This is a genomic window from Rosenbergiella sp. YN46 (assembly GCF_036620675.1).
GTDB lineage: Bacteria > Pseudomonadota > Gammaproteobacteria > Enterobacterales > Enterobacteriaceae > Jejubacter.
In genome coordinates, this window is sequence record NZ_JAZHEE010000045.1 from 1 (window position 1) to 17,302 (window position 17,302).

A 17,302-nucleotide genomic window follows, 5' to 3' on the forward strand; every position below is an offset into this window, starting at 1 on the left:
TCATCATATTCTGCCGGTTTTGTTCTGAAACAGGGCGCCGGAGCTGCCTGTCACCCGTATACCCTGAAGGGAGAGGGCGTTTCCCGGCAATGAACGGAACAGCCCACCGCATCATTATATTCTGCCGGTTTTTTGTTGCCGTTTTCGAACACTCCACGCTAATTCGCGATGAACCATAAAAAAAGGCAGGCCCTGGGCCTGCCTGATTAACGGCGCGAAACTTACTTCAGTTCCAGCTCGTTCATAGCGGCGATGCTGAAGCCGCCATCTACGTGTACCACTTCACCGGAGATGCCAGCCGCCAGATCGGAACACAGGAACGCGGCGCTGTTACCCACGTCTTCAATGGTCACGGTACGACGGATCGGAGTAACGGCTTCGCAGTGAGCCAGCATTTTACGGAAGTCTTTGATACCAGAAGCGGCCAGGGTACGGATAGGACCGGCGGAAACGGCGTTCACACGCACACCTTCCGGCCCCATGGCGTTTGCCATATAACGTACGTTGGCTTCCAGAGACGCTTTAGCCAGACCCATCACGTTGTAATTAGGGATGGCTCGCTCGGCGCCCAGGTAAGAGAGGGTCAGCAGTGCAGAGCCCGGATTGAGCATTTCGCGGCAGGCTTTGGCCATGGCGACAAAGCTATAGGAGCTGATGTCATGGGCGATTTTGAACCCTTCGCGGGTGACGGCGTTCACGTAGTCGCCATCCAGCTGATCGCCAGGGGCGAAGCCGATGGAGTGTACGAAACCGTCGAACTTCGGCCAGACTTTACCGACTTCGGTGAACAGCGCTTCAATGCTGGCATCTTCCGCGACATCGCACTCGAATACCAGTTTTGAGTCCAGCGCGGCGGCAAACTCTTCCACACGGCCTTTCAGCTTTTCGTTCTGATAGGTGAATGCCAGTTCAGCACCTTCGCGATGCATGGCCTGTGCGATTCCGTAGGCGATGGAACGGTTGCTGGCAACGCCAGTGACCAGAATACGCTTGCCGGTAAGAAAACCCATAGCAGTTAATCCTTATAGTTGTTACTTAGTTACTTAAAATACGCCTTAACTATCCGGCGTTGACCAAAGCTAAGTAAATCATTCAAAGTCAATTTTGAATTATATCCCACAGCATGGGGGCCGTGTCGATATTTTTCCACGTGGTCGGAGGGGCGGGGCGGCGGCAGGAAAAGAACCCGGCAGTTGCCGGGCCACCATAAACTATCATCATCAACTGGTGTCAGTCCGGTAAGGGTTATTCCCGTTATACTTCAGGCGTGCGCGTTGGCTATAGCCGCAGCCGCCAGTTCGCAACCTGAATTAGTCAGGGTTTTTATTGATCCGGACCCTCTCATGGAGGAATGAAGGCATATACGCGCGAAACAGCATTCCGCGCGCACGCACATTACTCTTAGCTCGCCATGTTGAGCAATGATTTTTATCAAGTTCGTGAAGCCATTAACGATCTTTACGCCAGGCGTCGGCGGTAAGCGCTTCGCCGAAGTGTCCGGCAATCAGTCGCCGGGTGAGATCGTTAAGCGGCGAAGCAAGCACATCCGCGGTACTGCCGCGTTCCACCACCTCGCCCTGATGCATCACCATCACCTGATCGCTGATGTGCTTCATCATGCCCAGGTGTTGGGTCACATAGATGTAGGAGAGCCCCTGTTTTTCCTGAAGCTCCAGCATCAGGTTAAGCAACTGGGAACGCATCGACATATCCAGTGACGCCAGCGCTTCGTCGGCAATTAATACCTTCGGGTTCAGAATCAGCGCGCGGGCCAGGCCCAGACGCTGTTTTTGCCCGGGCGCCAGCATATGGGGATAGTAACTGGCGTGATCCGGTAACAATCCCACCAGCCGCAGGGTGTCGATTATCTGCCGTCGCCGCTGTTCCGGCTCCAGTTCACTACTCAGACGCAGCGGCAGATCGAGGATCTGTGATATCCGCTGACGCGGATTGAGCGAGGTGCTGGGATCCTGAAAAATCATGCGGATTCGCTGGCTGCGGAAGGCGTAATCCCCGTAATGTAGCGGATGATCGTCGATCAGCAGTTCGCCGCTGGTGGGGGCGATCATTCCGACCAGCATTTTCGCCAGCGTGGATTTCCCGGAGCCGTTCTCGCCAATCAGGGCCAGGGTCTGGCGTTCGCGCAGCGTAAAGCTGAGCGGTTTGACCGCTTCAACGGTCTGACGGTGGAACAGGCCGGTGCGGTAGCGGAAGGTCTTACTTAAATTGCGGACTTCCAGTAAGGTTTCGACCATCTCACTCCCTCTCCATATTTAACGGGAAATGGCAGGCAAACAGGTGGTTCCTGGCACCGCGCAGGCGCGGAGTTTCAATACATTCGCGCTGGGCGTAGGGGCAGCGCGGCCCTAACCGGCAGCCAATAGGCAGATGCTCCAGCAGCGGAATAGCGCCCGGCAGCGTATTGAGGCGGCTTTTATGGGGCAGGGCGCGCCCGAAGTCGGGAATCGCCCGAATCAGCGCCTGGGTATACGGGTGGTGCGGTGTGCCGATCAGCTCTTCGCTGGTAGCGCTCTCCACCGTCTGACCGCAGTACATTACGTTAATGCGGTTGGCCCACTGGGTCAGCATCTGTAGATCGTGACTGATTAGCAAAATGGTGGTGTTATTGATCTGATTGAGTCGACTGAGCAGACGGAAAATCTGGGCCTGAGTGGTAGGCTCCATGGCGTTGGTCGGCTCATCGGCAATCAGCAGGCGCGGCTGGTTCGCCAGGGCGATGGCGATCATCACTTTCTGGCACTCGCCTTCGGTCAGCTCATAGGGATAGCTGCGCATCGCGTCCCGGTGGTCTTTGATCCCCACCCGGTGCAGCAGTTCAATGGCCCGGCGACGTCGCCAGCCGAAGCGCTGCCACCAGCGGCCTTTCCAGGTCCAGCCCGGGATGCTCTGAATCAGCTGACGGCCAATGCGTTCTGAAGGATCCAGACAGGATTGCGGCTCCTGGAAGATCATGGAAACGTTATGGCCCACCAGACGACGGCGCTGGCGCGGCGTAAGGCGCATCAGGTCAATATCGTCGAAGCGCAGACGATCGGCGGTGACCCGCCAGTTATCTTTGGTAACGCCGCAGATAGCCTTGGCGATCACGCTCTTTCCTGAGCCGGATTCACCCACCAGACCGCGAATCTCCCCCTCGTTCAGGGTCATACTGACGCGATCCACCGCTTTCACCCAGCCTTCGCTGGTGCGGAATTCGATGGTCAGATTACGAATATCCAGTAACGCCATTTACTCTACTCCCGCGATGATGGCGCGACGCACGCCGTCACCGAGCAGATTAACCAGAAGCACGCTAATCATAATGGCAGCGCCGGGCAGCATGACGCTCCAGGGGGCGACATAGACCAGTTCCAGCGCATCGCCCAGCATGGCGCCCCATTCGGCGGAGGGAAGCTGGGCGCCAAGATCCAGAAAACCCAGCGCGGCGATATCGAGAATCGCCATCGACAGGGCGCGAGTGATTTCGCTGACCAGCAGCGGTGCGGTATTAGGCAGCACTGAATGCCAGAGGATATTCAGGGTCGAAGCGCCGTCGAGTCGGGTCGCCACCACGTACTCTTTTTCCAGTTCGTCATGCACCATGATATACACCGAACGCACCATACGCGGCAGCAACGCCAGCCAGACGGCGAACATCGCGTTGCCCAGGCTGGGGCCAGAAAAGGCTACCACCACAATCGCCAGCAGCAGCGAGGGGATAGAGAGCAGGGTGTCCAGAATATGGTTCAGAATCGCTGAACGCAGGCCGTGAGTGGCCCCGGCGACGATGCCAAGCAGCAATCCGCATAAGGTCGCCGCCAGGGTGACGACAAAGGCGGAGCCTACCGTGGGCAGGGCGCCGCTCAGCAGTCGGCTCAGAACGTCGCGTCCCAGATCATCGGTTCCCAGGAAGAAAGAAACATCCCCGTAGCGTGACCAGGAAGGCGGCAGAAGCTGATAGCCCAGAAACTGCTGATTAATGCCATAAGGGGCCAGCAGATTGCCGAACAGGCAGAGAATCAGCAGGCCGCCGCAGCCATACAGGCCAACCATGGCGCTGGTATCGCCGTAGAACTTGCGCCACGAGGTTCGCAGCGCGCCCGGCGGCCGTTTCTCTCTATAGACGCTATCGTAGGGCATACCATTCCTTATGTTTTAACGGATTAACCATGGCGCTCAGGATATCGGACAGGACGTTGACCACCAGCACCAGGGTGCCGATGGTCATCACGCCTGCGGAAATCGCGGCGTAATCTTGCTGACGGATGGCAATAATCAGCCAGCGCCCCACGCCGGGCCAGCTAAAGACCATTTCGGTAATCATCGCCAGGGTCAGCATGGTGGAAAACTGCAGACCCAGGCGCGGAATGACCGGCGGCAGGGCGTTGTGCAGGACATGGCGGCGAAGAATGGTCAGGCGCGACAGACCACGGGTGGCCGCCGCTTTAATATAGTTCTGCTCCAGTACCTCGGTGGTACTGTTGCGTACCAGTCGCACGACCTCGGTGGTAGGCGCCACCGCCAGGGTCAACACCGGCAGCACCATATGGCGCAGGGCGCTAATCACCATTTCATGGCGCCAGGGCGAATTGGAGCGCCAGGCGTCGATCAGCGCGAAACCGGTCGTGGATTTAACCTCGTACAGCAGGTCGAAGCGTCCGGATACCGGCAGCCAGCCCAGCGTGAGCGAGAAAAAGAGCGTCAGCAGCAGCGCCAGCCAGAATACCGGAATCGAAAAGCCCAGCAGCGCCAGGGCGGTTATCAGCTTGTCCTGCCACTTATCGCGCATGACGCCCGCCATCATGCCGACCGGGATCCCCACCAACAGCGCCACGCTAAAAGCGAAGAAGCAAAGCTCCAGGGTGGCGGGAAAAACCTCGCGCAGCTGTTCGTTAATCAACTGGCCGTTTATGCTGGAGACGCCGAAATCCCAGTGCAGCAGGCTGGTGAACCAGAATACCCAGGCGTTGCCGGGCGATGCGCCCTGGAGCGGCGCATGAGGCGTGAAATAGCTCAGGCTAAAGCCCACAACGCTCAGAAACAACAGCGTTATCAGCAGTAACAGCAGACGCCGTAGCGTATAGATAATCATGGCTTTTTCACCCCGGCAGGTTGTTCACGGAATACGCCGGCGAACGAGGCGCTGCCGAAGGGGCTGAGCACCAGTCCCTGGATGTCGTAGCGATAGGCCAGCAGACGCAGGGAAGAGGCCAGCGGAAGTACCGGCAATTCCCGGGCCAGCAGTGCCTGAGCTTTATCATAGGCTTCAATTCGGGACGCCAGCTGTTGAGAGCGCAGCCCCTGATGCAGCAGTTGATCGAACTCGGGATCGCACCAGTGGGCATAGTTGGTCTGGGAACGGATGGCGGCGCAGCTCAGCATCGGGCGGAAGAAGCTATCCGGATCGTTACTGTCCGTGGCCCAGCCGGATAGGGTCAGATCGTGATTCATCTCCATCAGCCGCGCTTCCTGGAAGCGGCCTTCCACCGGCACAATATTGACCTTTACGCCGACGTGGGACAGATCCGCCTGAATCAGCTCTGCGGTTTTTAGCGGGCTGGGGTTCCAGGCCTGAGAGCTGGTGGGCACCCAGAGCTGGAGCTTCAGATTATCTATCCCCAGCGCCTTCAACTGCTGGCGCGATTTTTCCGGGTTAAATTCGGTGACTTCGGCTTCGCTGTCATAGGCCCATGAGGCCCGCGGTAGAATCGACGCGGCGGTTTCGGCGGTGCCGTAATAGATGGACTGCATCAGGCGCTGGTTGTTAATGGCCAACGCCAGCGCGTGACGCACCTTCGGGTTATTCAGCGGCGGCTTGTTGGTGTTAAAGGCCAGGTAAGCGATGTTCATGCCCGGGCGCAGCGACAGGCGCAGACGCGGATCGTCGCGCAGAATGGAAAGCTGGCTGGCGGCGGGCCAGGCCAGCACATCACACTCTCCGGTCAGCAGTTTGGAGAGCCGCCCGGTACCGCCGGAGCCTAAATCGATCACCACCTGCGGCATGCGCGGTACGCCGCGCCAGTAGTGGGGATGACGGGCGAGGCGGATATACTGGCCAGCGCGGTATTCGCTAAGCTGGAACGGCCCGGTGCCGACCGGCAGGCGATCGAACTGCTCCTGTTTGTCGGCCAGCGCCAGCTTGTTGGCATATTCTGCGGACATCACCGAGGCGTAGTGGGTCGCGAGGTGCCATAAGAAAGAAGCGTCCGGCTGCTTCAGGCGAAATTCGACCGTATATTTCCCAACCTTGCGCACGCTTTCCACGGTATCGGCAAACTGCAGGCTGTCGAAATAGGGATAGTTGCCGCCGTTGATATAGTGCCAGGGATGGCTGCGGTTAAAAATGCGCTGGAAGCTGAACACCACATCATCGGCATTGAGCGGGCGAGTGGGATGAAACCAGGACGTGCTCTGAAACTGGACGTTATGGCGCAGATGAAAACGGTAGGTGGCGCCATTGTCGAGCACCTCCCAGCGTTCCGCCAGCTCCGGGGCCAGGCGATAGGTATAGGGATCCACGTCCAGCAGTCGATCGTACAACTGGGCGGCAAGGGTATCTACGGTCAGCCCGCCGCTGGCCTGCTGAGGGTTAAAGGTGTTGACCTGACCGCTGACGCACCAGACGAATCCGCTGTCGCGAATATCGGCGTCTTTAACCGGCGGAGCGGCACGCGCCGATCCGGCCGCAATGCCGAGCGTCAGTAACACAAGGGGAATTATTCCGCGCATAAGTTTTTGTGTTTTCATTAGCTAATCACCAGAGTGTACAGCACACTGGCTGGCTTCCCAAAATCAGAAGCGCGGTTTGGTGCTTAACCATACTACGGTCGCTCGAAAACTGCGCTATAGCGGCGTCAGCTCATACAGCACCAGCGCGTTGCTTTCCAGCGCTTCATGGGCTTCCCAGGGGCCATCGATTGCGGTTTCCCATAACTGATGATGGGGACGGGCGCGATGTCGTACCCACTCCAGCGTCTCTTTGTCCGGCCCGCGGGGCGTTAGATGTGGCTCCAGCAGCGGAAACAGCGCGCCGTTTTGCTGATCGAAACGCAATTGTCGTACCTGCCAGCGCCCGGCCGGTAGCCCTGCCAGACTCAGACGTAGCTGTTTGCGAAGGCGTTGAATAAAGCGCTGCTGGCTGGAGAGATCGGGATTGAAAACCTGTGGGTTGCTGAGCAGTAAATAGTAGCAGCCGCTGCGACGGGTCAGCAGGTGGTGAGGGCCGCTGGCCAGTCGTTCTCCCTGGATGCGCTGCCAGAAATGGAGCACCCAGTAAACAGGGCGCGGCAACGAATGGCTGAAAAAAAGCGCGAGGCTGGACGTATCGATCTGTTCCCCTTCCAGCGTTTCGCGCTGAAGCGCGGCGTTAAGCCAGAAACCGACGCTTTGAACCGAATCCGGCAGCCCCAGCAGGCTGTGCATTAGCAGCGCGCCGCGGAAAAAACCGCCATTAGCGCTCAGGGTCTGGCCTGTCAGCGTATTCCACGCCAGCAGGTGTAACGGTAGCGACAGTTTGTGACGCTGTAACGCCCTGTTGATAGCCAGTAGCTGGTGCCTGGGGTAATCAAGGGCGGCACGGATTTGGGTTTCCCGATCGCCATTGGTTCCAAGTAGCGCGTTGGCATCGGCGGTACAGGCCAGAAAATCAGCCTCATTCAGCCATGGCAAAAGCCAGAGTGGACTTTCGGCAACGATTTGAGGATCGGCGGGGAGTGGCAGCGCAATGCCCAGAGGAGCCTGAGGCAGGCTGTGTCGTACGACATCGCTGACCTCACGCCAGGTGGAACGATCGTGCTGATCTGCCGAAGGGCACAGCCACAGAAAACGCCAGCGCCTGATAACCGGCGGTGGAAACTGGCTGGCGCAGCGGCTGAGAAAAGCCTCCAGCCGTTCCCGGCTGGCCTCGCTGGCGAAACGCAGACAGAGATCGACATCCAGTTCATCCACGAACTGAATAATCTGCCGGAACGCTGACCAGCTATAGTCGCCGGGAAGCGCGCTACCCGGCGCTTCCCGGGCCAGCGGGCTGGTCAGTACCGGTTCATGAATATCAATAGCCGCCAGAGTGAAATGCTGCTTCAGGGTGCGTAACTGTTCCTGAACCTCCTGGAGCCGCAAATCATCAATCTCTCGCAGGGTGATGACAATCTCGCGGCCGCGTAGCTGGCCACGTCCGCGCGGCGTGTCATTCAGGTTCAGCGCCAGCTCTTCGCTGATATCATAATGCAGCGCGGCGGCAGGGGATGGTTCGTTTTGCCCGTCGTTAAGCAGGGAGAATAGCAGTGCCGGGGGCGGCGGCGTTACGCTGTCAGGCTCTTGTGGCGAAATAATCGCGCTGCGACGCAGCAGCGCATCGGGCGGTTGCTGGCGCAACTGACCCGGGGTTTTGCCGTAGTGGCGGCGGAACAGATCGATCATCTGACGATTGTTGGCGAACCCCTGTTCCATGGCGATTTGATGGATAGGTTTACTGGTGGCGTGCAGGGCTTCAAGCGCGTTTTTTAGCCGCAGTTCGGTGATAAAACGCATAAAGCTGACCCCAACCTCTTTTTTAAACAGGCGAGACAGCCAGGCTTCGGAAACAAACTCCGCTCTGGCAAGCTCGCCAAGGCTGATGCGTCGGTTGGCATTGGCTTCTATCCGCTGTACTACCTGGGTAATGCGTCGACTCCAGCGCCGTTCCCGGCTGCCCCGATCGCGGGCCGGATACTGAAATCCGGTCACCAGAATCAGCATCGTCTCGCTTAGCCAGCGGTTTACCTCCAGCCAGTAGTGCTGCTCATTTTTTATCACGCTGGCGACCAGTACCTGACGTAGCGCATGATGCAGCGCTGTACGCCAGGGAGAGTCAGCGCCTTCGGCAGGTTCCGGCGGTATCCGGTAGTCGTAGCGAAAGAAGTCTGGATAGTAGCGGGCTATCCACTGGCCGGAGAGGGTCACTACCATTACGGCATTATCACCATTTCCGCTCAGGATCCATTCGGTATGGCGATTGATAAGTCGGATATGGCCCGCACGCAGCGGGATCTGACGACCCTGAATCGTCCCGGTAAGTTCACCTTTCAGCACCTGAAGCAGCGTTAGTCCATGGAATCCGGAGCAGGCAAACCGCCGCACGGTATAAAGCGCAACGGAAAAATCGGCATTGTTGTGGTCGGGCATAGCGCAGAACTCCGTAAAGACAAAAAACAGCCCCCTTATTTTTGTCATAACCAGGCTGTATGAAAGATAGTCGACGGTAGCACGTCACTTTAAAACAAAAAATGCCATTTTAAAGCCCGCAAAGCACCATAAACTCGATAACACAGAAAGAAAAAAAGAGGACACAACATTATGACGCAACAGCTTATCGCCGCCCTGCGCGAGCAGGAGGAGACGTTTACCGGTATCCGCCATCAGATTCATCGCCAGCCAGAAATTGGTTTCGAGGAGCATCAAACCAGCGATCTGGTGGCGCGGTTGCTGGAAGAGTGGGGCTATCAGGTGCATCGCGGTCTGGCGGGTACCGGTGTGGTGGGAACCCTGAAAGTCGGGGATGGCCAACGCCGTCTGGGGATCCGCGCCGATATGGACGCGCTACCGATGCAGGAAGCGAGCGGCAAACCCTGGGCCAGCGAAATTCCCGGTCGTTTCCATGGCTGTGGACATGATGGCCATACCACCATCCTGCTTTGCGCCGCGCAGTATCTGGCGAAAACCCGCCAGTTCAACGGTACCCTGAATCTGATTTTTCAGCCCGCTGAAGAGTTGCTGTACGGCGGTAAAGTGATGGTGGAAGATGGTCTGTTCGAAAACTTCCCCTGCGATCGCATCTACGGCCTGCATAACATGCCAGGCGCGAAGCTTAATCATTTCTACTTCTGCGACGGCCCGATGATGGCCTCGGCTGATACCCTGCACATCGAAGTCACAGGCGTTGGGGGACATGGCGCTATGCCGGAACATTGCGTGGATGCCACCCTGGTCGCCTGCCATATCGCGACTGCGCTGCAGACCATTGTGTCACGCAATATTACCCCCTTCGAACCCGTGGTGGTTACCGTGGGCAGTCTTCAGGCCGGCGAAGCGCCCAATATCATTAACGAAAAAGCGTTGATGAAGTTGAGCGTTCGTACCCTGAATGAGTCGGTGCGTGAAACCGTGCTACAGCGCATTCACGATATCGCCACAACGATGGCGGCCAGCTTTAATGCCAGCGCCAGCGTTAGCCACGTGAACGGCTGTCCGGTACTGGTGAATGATCCGGAAGCCAACGATTTCGCCCGCGAAGTGGCTGGCGAACTGTTTGGCGCCGATCGGGTTGAATCCGGCAAACCCTTTATGGGGAGTGAGGATTTTGCCTTTATGCTCAAGCACCATCCCCAGGGGAGCTACTTCGTGATCGGTGCCGGCGATGAAGCCGACCGCTGCATGGTGCACAACCCCGGCTATGACTTTAACGACAGCACCATCGTTCCGGCTGCTGCGATGTGGTGCGAGCTGACTCAGCGCTATTTGCGCTGATAGCGAATGGCCCGGGGGCGGAGACTCCCGGCCATCATTCCCATTATGGAGGGAAGGGTAAATGAGTACGGTATCTCTGGATCAACCCCGCAGCGCGGGTAATGACCGCTGGCTGACGGGGATAGTACTGGGCGTTCTGACCTTTTGGCTGTTCGCTCAGTCAGTAATTAACGTAGTGCCTGATATCGAAGCCAGCGTGGCAATTCCGGTCGCTACGTTGAGCCTGGCCATCAGTCTGAGCGCATTATTCAGCGGCTGTTTTATTGTGGCCTGCGGAGGGCTGGCGGATCGCTTCGGTCGGGTGCGCCTGACCCGACTTGGACTGTGGCTAAGTCTGGCGGGAAGCTTAATGCTGGTGCTGGCCCAGGAGTCGGCGCTGTTTCTGGTGGGGCGAGCGATACAGGGCCTTTCGGCCGCCTGCATCATGCCCGCCACCCTGGCGCTGATCAAGACCTGGTATCAGGGCGCGGCGCGCCAGCGGGCCATCAGCTTCTGGGTGATCGGCTCCTGGGGCGGCAGCGGTCTCTGTTCACTGGTGGGGGGCGCTATCGCGACCGGACTGGGCTGGCGCTGGATCTTTATTATCTCGATGCTGTGCGCCGGGCTGGCGCTGTTGCTGCTACGCGGCGCCCAGGAAAATCGCAGCGAAGAAGCCGCTCGCCACCGTCTCGATCTGCCGGGGCTGGTTCTGCTGGCGGCGGCGCTGGTGTTGCTTAATCTGTTTATCACCAAAGGGCGCGACTGGGGCTGGGCCAGTCCGGCGACCCTGGGGATGCTGGCGGGATTTGTGGTGGCGGCGGGGTGTTTTTTCCGGGCGGAACGGCGGCGGGGCGCTCAGGCGCTGATCGACTTCTCCCTGTTCCGCAACCGGGCTTACAGCGCAGCGGTGGTTTCTAACATGCTGCTTAATGGCTGCATCGGCACCATGATGATTGCCAGTATCTATATGCAGCAGGGGCGCCAGTTCAGCGCCTTTCAGACCGGGCTGATGACCATGGGCTACCTGGTCATGGTGCTGGCGATGATTCGCGTCGGGGAAAAGCTGCTGCAACGCTATGGCGCGCGGCTGCCGATGATGATTGGCCCGCTAATTACCGGTCTGGGCATCTTTTTTATCTCCTGTACTTTCCTGGGGGATAACGCTTATGTGATCACGGTATTCGCCAGCTACGTTCTGTTCGGGCTGGGGCTTGGCTGTTACGCCACACCTTCCACCGATACCGCCGTTAGCCACGCGCCGCAGGATAAAGCAGGCGTGGCTTCCGGGCTCTATAAAATGGGCAGCTCGCTGGGCGGCGCCTTCGGACTGGCAAGCTCCGCTTCGCTCTATGCTCTGCTGCTGCCGCTGGGAATGGCGCGGGCTGCGCAGCTTACGCTGCTGGCGAATACCGGCCTTTGTCTGGCGGCGCTGCTGGTTGTCTTCCTGATGGTGCCGCGTGGCCGTCAGGAGAGCTGATGCTTCTTAAGCAGCGCCCGTAGCTGGTGGTAGGTTAACCCCAGCAGCTGCGCGGCCTGCTTCTGATGATATTTCGCCTTGTGCAGGCTGGCTTCCACCAGGGCTTTTTCCTGGCGATTCTGCCAGTCGCGCAGGTCAAGAGGCAGCGCAGGGAGGGCGCCAGATGCCGTGTCCTCTTGTACCGGCGCAGGTGAATCATTCCGGGAAAAGGGATCCAGAACGATGTTTTCTACCGGCTCGTCGCTTGTGCCGTGGCGCCATACCGAACGCTCCACCACGTTTTTCAGCTCCCTGATGTTGCCCGGCCAGCGGTAGTTGAGCAGAGTTTCACGGGCCTGTTCGCTAAAGCCTGGAAACAGCGGCAGCGCCAGTTCGCGGCACATCTGAATGGCGAACTGCTCCGCCAGCAGCATAATATCGGTCTGTCGTTCGCGCAGCGGCGGCAGCCGCACTACTTCAAAAGCCAGACGGTCCAGCAGATCGGCGCGGAAGCTACCCTGTTCCGCCATCTGCGGCAGGTCGGCATTGGTGGCGCACACCAGTCGCACGTTGACCTGCAGGGGCTGGCTGCCCCCCACACGCTCCAGTTCGCCATATTCAATCACCCGCAGCAGCTTTTCCTGAACGCTCATCGGCGCGGTGGCCAGCTCATCCAGAAACAGGGTGCCGCCGTCGGCGCGCTCGAAGCGCCCCTGATGGCGGGCCCGGGCGCCGGTAAAGGAGCCCGCCTCATGGCCGAACAGTTCGGAATCGAGCAGATTTTCATTCAGCGCGGCGCAGTTCAGCGAAATAAACGGCCCCTGCCAGCGCCGCGACAGAAAGTGCAGGCGGTTGGCGATAAGCTCTTTACCGGTGCCGCGCTCGCCGATCACCAGCACCGGCTTATCCAGCGGCGCCAGGCGCGAGACCTGCTCCAGCATCTCCAGAAAGCGGTTGTCTTCGCCCAGCAGGTTATCTTTGTATTCGGTCATGATGAAATTAACCACTCGTTAGTGAATATCACCACTCTAGCGGATTTTCAGCAGCGGGTAAAATTTAACTCTTCCTTTATTTTTAATGGGTTACAAAGTTGGCACGCATCCTGCAATATTCTGCGGGAGACGGGCACAGTGCCCGCAGGAACCATGACTGAGGATTTGAATTATGGGTATTTTTTCTCGTTTCGCCGATATCGTGAGCGCCAACATCAACTCGCTGCTGGAGAAAGCGGAGGACCCGCAGAAGCTGGTACGACTGATGATTCAGGAAATGGAGGACACCCTGGTGGAGGTTCGCTCCACCTCGGCCCGCGCCCTGGCAGAGAAGAAACAGCTGGCTCGCCGTATCGAACAGGCAATGGCCCAGCAGGCCGAATGGCAGGAGAAAGCCGAACTGGCGCTGCGTAAAGAAAAAGAGGAGCTGGCTCGCGCTGCGCTGATCGAAAAGCAGAAGCTGACCGAAATGATCGCCTCTCTGGAGCATGAAGCCGGGCAGATCGACGAATCTCTGGAGCGCATGAAGACCGAAATTGGTGAGCTGGAAAACAAGCTGAGCGAAACCCGGGCCCGTCAGCAGGCGCTGACCCTGCGTCATCAGGCGGCTTCCTCTTCGCGCGACGTTCGTCGTCAACTGGATAGCGGCAAACTGGATGAAGCCATGGCGCGTTTTGAATCCTTTGAACGCCGTATCGATCATATGGAAGCGGAAGCGGAAAGCCATCGTTTCGGTAAGTCGAAAAGCCTCGATCAGCAGTTCTCCGAGCTGAAAGCGGATGATGAAATCAGCGCGCAGCTTGAGGCGTTAAAGGCTAAAGTACAGCGCGACGGTGAGTAATCTTTTATGCGGCGCGGCTCGCGCCGCTGCGTTTGATCGGTAAGGAGTACACATGAGCGCGCTTTTTTTAGCCATTCCGTTGACCATCTTTGTGCTGTTCGTCGCCCCTATCTGGCTCTGGTTGCACTACAGCAACCGTCAGGAGCGGGGAAGCCAGCTCTCCCAGAGCGAACGACAGCGTCTGATGCAGCTGAATGAGGAAGCGCAGCGGATGCGGGAACGCATCCGGGCGCTGGAACAGATTCTTGATGCGGAACATCCGAACTGGAGAGACAAATAATGGCAGTGACCTTTTCCGGGCGTAAATTGTGGCGTATTCCACAGCGCGGCATGGTGAAAGGCGTATGCGCCGGGATCGCGCAGTACCTTGATGTGCCGGTGAAGCTGGTACGCTTGATTGTAATTTTATCGATGTTTTTTGGCCTGTTTTTCTTCACCCTCGTGGCCTATGTGATTCTGACTTTTGCGCTGGATCCGATGCCGGAGGGCGCAGACCAGCAGGAGGCGACCAGCGGGCATATACTCAATGAAGTGGATGCTGAACTGGCCGAAGGCGAGCAGCGCCTGCGAGCGATGGAGCGTTATATCACTTCCGATGCCTACACGCTGCGTAGCCGTTTTCGTCAACTTTAACCCGCAATGCGGGGCTCGGGGAGAGTCATTATGAAAGCGAATCTGAACCACGCCGCCCGTAAAGCGGCTCCCGTTGCCCGGGTGGCCGGTAAGCTGGTTCTGCTCACCGCGCTGCGTTATGGTCCGGCAGGCGTTGCCGGCTGGGCGGTGAAATCGGTGGCCCGTCGACCGCTGAAGATGGTGCTGGCGGTGGCGCTGGAGCCGCTACTCTCCCGCCTTGCTAACCATCTGTCTCGTCGTTTTTCTGCGCGTTAAGCGCCTGCGGCCGCTGTCGTCCTGATAGCGGCGCCCGCCTTCCGAATTATCATCAGGCCGGGATTTTCCCCTCTCGTGCGCGGGAAAGATGAGGAACCGGCACCCATCGCGTAAACTAAGATTCCCGGAAGTGGGTGGGTGACACAGGAGTGCTATGAAAAGAATAAAAAACGAACTGCAGGCGCTGATGAATCGCGGTATGGATCGGCATCTGCGCCTGGCGGTGACCGGCCTGAGCCGAAGCGGCAAAACCGCTTTCATCACTGCGATGGTCAATCAACTGCTCAATGTTCACACCGGCGCGCGCCTGCCGCTGCTAAGCGCCGCGCGCGAAGAGCGCCTGCTGGGCGTAAAAAGGGTACCGCAGCGAGATCTGGGCATTACGCGTTTTACCTACGATGAAGGGCTGGCCCAGCTTTACGGCACTCCGCCGACCTGGCCCACGCCGACCCGCGGCGTCAGCGAAATGCGTCTGGCGTTGCGCTATCGCTCCGACGATTCCCTGCTGCGCCACTTTAAAGAGACATCCACGCTGTGGCTGGAAATTGTCGATTATCCCGGCGAGTGGTTGCTGGATCTGCCGATGCTGGCTCAGGACTATCTGAGCTGGTCGCGTCAGATGACTGGCCTGCTGCAGGGCGATCGCGCCGAATGGGCGCGTGCGTGGCGTGAACTGTGTGCCGGACTGGACCCGCTGGCGCCTGCCGATGAGAACCGCCTGGCGGCCATTGCCGCGGCCTGGAGCGATTACCTGATTAAATGTAAGGCGCAAGGGCTGCACTTTATTCAGCCCGGTCGCTTTGTACTGCCAGGCGAAATGGCGGGCGCGCCAGCGCTGCAGTTCTTCCCCTGGCCGGACGTGGACGGCTGGGGCGAGTCGAAGCTGGCTCAGGCCGACAGAGGCAGCAATCTTGCGATGCTGCGCGCCCGCTATGACTATTACTGCGATAAAGTGGTGAAAGGGTTCTACCGCGACCACTTTCTACGCTTCGATCGCCAGATTGTGCTGGTGGATTGCCTGCAGCCGCTCAACAGCGGCCCCCAGGCCTTTAACGATATGCGCCTGGCGCTGACCCAGCTAATGCAGAGCTTTCACTACGGCCAGCGTACCCTGTTCCGGCGCCTGTTCTCTCCGGTTATCGATAAGCTGCTGTTCGCTGCCACCAAAGCGGATCACGTGACTGTTGATCAGCATCCCCATCTGGTGTCGCTGCTTCAGCAACTGGTGCAGGACGCCTGGCAAAATGCCGCCTTTGAAGGCATTGAGATGGACTGCCTGGGGCTGGCGTCGGTTCAGGCGACCCAGAGCGGTCTGGTCGAGGTGGACGGCGAGAAGATCCCGGCGCTGCGTGGCCATCGACTGAGCGACGGAGCGCCGCTGACGGTCTATCCCGGCGAAGTACCGGAACGCCTTCCCGGCGCGGCTTTCTGGGAACAGCAGGGCTTTCGTTTTGAACAGTTTCGCCCTCAGGTGATGGATGTGGACAGCCCGCTGCCGCATATCCGCCTTGATGCGGCGCTGGAATTTTTAATAGGAGATAAGCTGCGATGAATGATTCTCTGAAACCGCGCCGCGATTTCGCACAGCCGCTGGCGGAAGAGAGCCGTGAGGCGTTGCGGGAAAATCGCACGTTCAGCGTACCGGAAGCGGAAAATTTTATGCCCGCTCTGAACGAGCAGGAGGACGCGGCGGAAGAGGGCCAGGCCGAGGTAGCGGTGGAAGCCGCGCTGCGCCCGCGCCGCAGCCTGTGGCGCCGTATGGTGGGACTGGGTATTGGCCTGTTTGTCGCAAGCACCGTCGCTCAGGGCGTTCAGTGGGCGTGGCAGGCCTGGCAAACCCAGGACTGGGTGGCGCTGGGCGGGTGTGCCGCCGGGGGGCTGATTGTCGTTGCCGGCGTTGGTTCGATAGCCGGGGAGTGGCGCCGCCTGTGGCGCCTGCGCCAGCGCGCCGAGGCGCGCGATGAAGCCCGGGAGTTGCTGGCCAGTCATGCGTCGGGCAAGGGCCGGGCCTTTTGCGAAAACCTGGCGCAGCAGGCCGGGCTGGATCACAGCCATCCGGCGCTTCAGCGCTGGCATGCCGCGATTCATGAAACTCAGAACGATCGCGAAGTGGTGGCGCTGTACGCCCGTATGGTACAGCCGGTGCTGGATGCTCAGGCGCGCCGCGCTATCAGCCGTTCCGCCGCCGAATCCACGCTGATGATCGCCGTCAGCCCGCTGGCTCTGGTGGATATGGCGTTTATCGCCTGGCGCAACCTGCGGCTGATTAATCGGATTGCCGCACTGTACGGCATTGAGCTTGGCTATTACAGCCGTATTCGTCTGTTCCGTCTGGTGCTGCTGAATATCGCCTTTGCCGGCGCCAGCGAACTGGTGCGCGAGGTGGGGATGGACTGGATGTCTCAGGATCTGGCGGCCCGTCTGTCGGCCCGCGCCGCGCAGGGCATCGGCGCCGGCTTGTTGACCGCCAGACTGGGTATTAAAGCCATGGAGCTGTGCCGTCCGCTGCCGTGGATGGATGACGACAAACCGCGCCTTGGTGATTTCCGTCGCGAACTGCTGGGGCAGCTCAAAGAGACAATGCAGAAAGGCAAGGGGAAAAACGCCGGTTAACCGGTCGCTTTACACCACAACGCCCGGTTT

General features: G+C 58.9%; 16 protein-coding genes. 8 read left to right on the forward strand and 8 right to left on the reverse strand.

From position 1 onward, the window contains the following. Positions 1–221: 221 nt before the first annotated feature. The 7 genes from fabI to V3W49_RS20480 all read right to left on the reverse strand — a co-directional run bounded on the left by fabI (position 222) and on the right by V3W49_RS20480 (position 9,162). Positions 222–1,010 carry an enoyl-ACP reductase FabI gene (fabI, locus tag V3W49_RS20450; RefSeq protein WP_500147829.1) on the reverse strand — a complete coding sequence of 263 codons (789 nt, stop codon included), beginning with the start codon at positions 1,008–1,010 and terminating at the stop codon, positions 222–224. Positions 1,011–1,448: 438 nt separating this feature from the next. Further along, complete coding sequence (gene sapF / locus V3W49_RS20455) at positions 1,449–2,255, reverse strand: putrescine export ABC transporter ATP-binding protein SapF (protein ID WP_500147830.1); 807 nt, start codon at positions 2,253–2,255, stop codon at positions 1,449–1,451. A gap of 1 nt (position 2,256) precedes the next feature. Beyond that, positions 2,257–3,249: a putrescine export ABC transporter ATP-binding protein SapD gene (gene sapD, locus V3W49_RS20460; RefSeq protein ID WP_500147831.1), complete on the reverse strand. Its 993-nt coding sequence runs from the start codon at positions 3,247–3,249 to the stop codon at positions 2,257–2,259. Continuing rightward, positions 3,250–4,140: a putrescine export ABC transporter permease SapC gene (sapC, locus tag V3W49_RS20465; protein WP_500147832.1), complete on the reverse strand. Its 891-nt coding sequence runs from the start codon at positions 4,138–4,140 to the stop codon at positions 3,250–3,252. It lies immediately after the preceding gene. Further along, positions 4,127–5,092 carry a putrescine export ABC transporter permease SapB gene (sapB, locus tag V3W49_RS20470; RefSeq protein ID WP_500147833.1) on the reverse strand — a complete coding sequence of 322 codons (966 nt, stop codon included), beginning with the start codon at positions 5,090–5,092 and terminating at the stop codon, positions 4,127–4,129. The genes sapC and sapB overlap by 14 nt, the downstream gene beginning before the upstream one ends. Continuing rightward, the gene (sapA, locus tag V3W49_RS20475; RefSeq protein WP_500147856.1) at positions 5,089–6,729 is read right to left on the reverse strand and encodes an ABC transporter substrate-binding protein SapA; all 1,641 of its coding nucleotides are present in this window, start codon (positions 6,727–6,729) and stop codon (positions 5,089–5,091) included. The genes sapB and sapA overlap by 4 nt, the downstream gene beginning before the upstream one ends. Positions 6,730–6,843: 114 nt before the next feature. Further along, the gene (locus V3W49_RS20480; protein WP_500147834.1) at positions 6,844–9,162 is read right to left on the reverse strand and encodes a helix-turn-helix domain-containing protein; all 2,319 of its coding nucleotides are present in this window, start codon (positions 9,160–9,162) and stop codon (positions 6,844–6,846) included. Between the two features lie 171 nt (positions 9,163–9,333). On the opposite strand from V3W49_RS20480, the gene V3W49_RS20485 reads away from it, so the two are divergent. Together V3W49_RS20485 and V3W49_RS20490 are read left to right on the forward strand one after the other, a co-directional pair. Beyond that, positions 9,334–10,503 carry a M20 aminoacylase family protein gene (locus V3W49_RS20485; RefSeq protein ID WP_500147835.1) on the forward strand — a complete coding sequence of 390 codons (1,170 nt, stop codon included), beginning with the start codon at positions 9,334–9,336 and terminating at the stop codon, positions 10,501–10,503. 61 nt (positions 10,504–10,564) lie between these two features. Continuing rightward, on the forward strand, positions 10,565–11,959 hold the full coding sequence (locus tag V3W49_RS20490; RefSeq protein ID WP_500147836.1) for an MFS transporter: 1,395 nt from the start codon (positions 10,565–10,567) through the stop codon (positions 11,957–11,959). Here the strand turns inward: V3W49_RS20490 and pspF are convergent. Continuing rightward, positions 11,947–12,945: a phage shock protein operon transcriptional activator gene (pspF, locus tag V3W49_RS20495; RefSeq protein WP_500147837.1), complete on the reverse strand. Its 999-nt coding sequence runs from the start codon at positions 12,943–12,945 to the stop codon at positions 11,947–11,949. The genes V3W49_RS20490 and pspF overlap by 13 nt on opposite strands. A 157-nt stretch (positions 12,946–13,102) precedes the next feature. Between pspF and pspA the strand changes: the two genes are divergently transcribed. From pspA to V3W49_RS20525, 6 genes are all read left to right on the forward strand, one after another. Beyond that, complete coding sequence (pspA, locus tag V3W49_RS20500) at positions 13,103–13,771, forward strand: phage shock protein PspA (RefSeq protein ID WP_500147838.1); 669 nt, start codon at positions 13,103–13,105, stop codon at positions 13,769–13,771. Positions 13,772–13,823: 52 nt separating this feature from the next. Then, a complete protein-coding gene (gene pspB / locus V3W49_RS20505) occupies positions 13,824–14,051 on the forward strand; it encodes an envelope stress response membrane protein PspB (RefSeq protein WP_500147839.1) in 228 nt (75 codons plus the stop codon). Beyond that, on the forward strand, positions 14,051–14,404 hold the full coding sequence (pspC, locus tag V3W49_RS20510) for an envelope stress response membrane protein PspC (RefSeq protein WP_500147840.1): 354 nt from the start codon (positions 14,051–14,053) through the stop codon (positions 14,402–14,404). The genes pspB and pspC overlap by 1 nt, the downstream gene beginning before the upstream one ends. A 30-nt stretch (positions 14,405–14,434) precedes the next feature. Next, positions 14,435–14,659 (forward strand): phage shock protein PspD, encoded by a 225-nt coding sequence (gene pspD, locus V3W49_RS20515; RefSeq protein WP_500147841.1) that lies wholly within the window; start codon positions 14,435–14,437, stop codon positions 14,657–14,659. Between the two features lie 154 nt (positions 14,660–14,813). Next, a complete protein-coding gene (locus V3W49_RS20520; protein ID WP_500147842.1) occupies positions 14,814–16,211 on the forward strand; it encodes a YcjX family GTP-binding protein in 1,398 nt (465 codons plus the stop codon). Continuing rightward, positions 16,208–17,272: a TIGR01620 family protein gene (locus V3W49_RS20525; RefSeq protein WP_500147843.1), complete on the forward strand. Its 1,065-nt coding sequence runs from the start codon at positions 16,208–16,210 to the stop codon at positions 17,270–17,272. The genes V3W49_RS20520 and V3W49_RS20525 overlap by 4 nt, the downstream gene beginning before the upstream one ends. Positions 17,273–17,302: the final 30 nt, after the last annotated feature.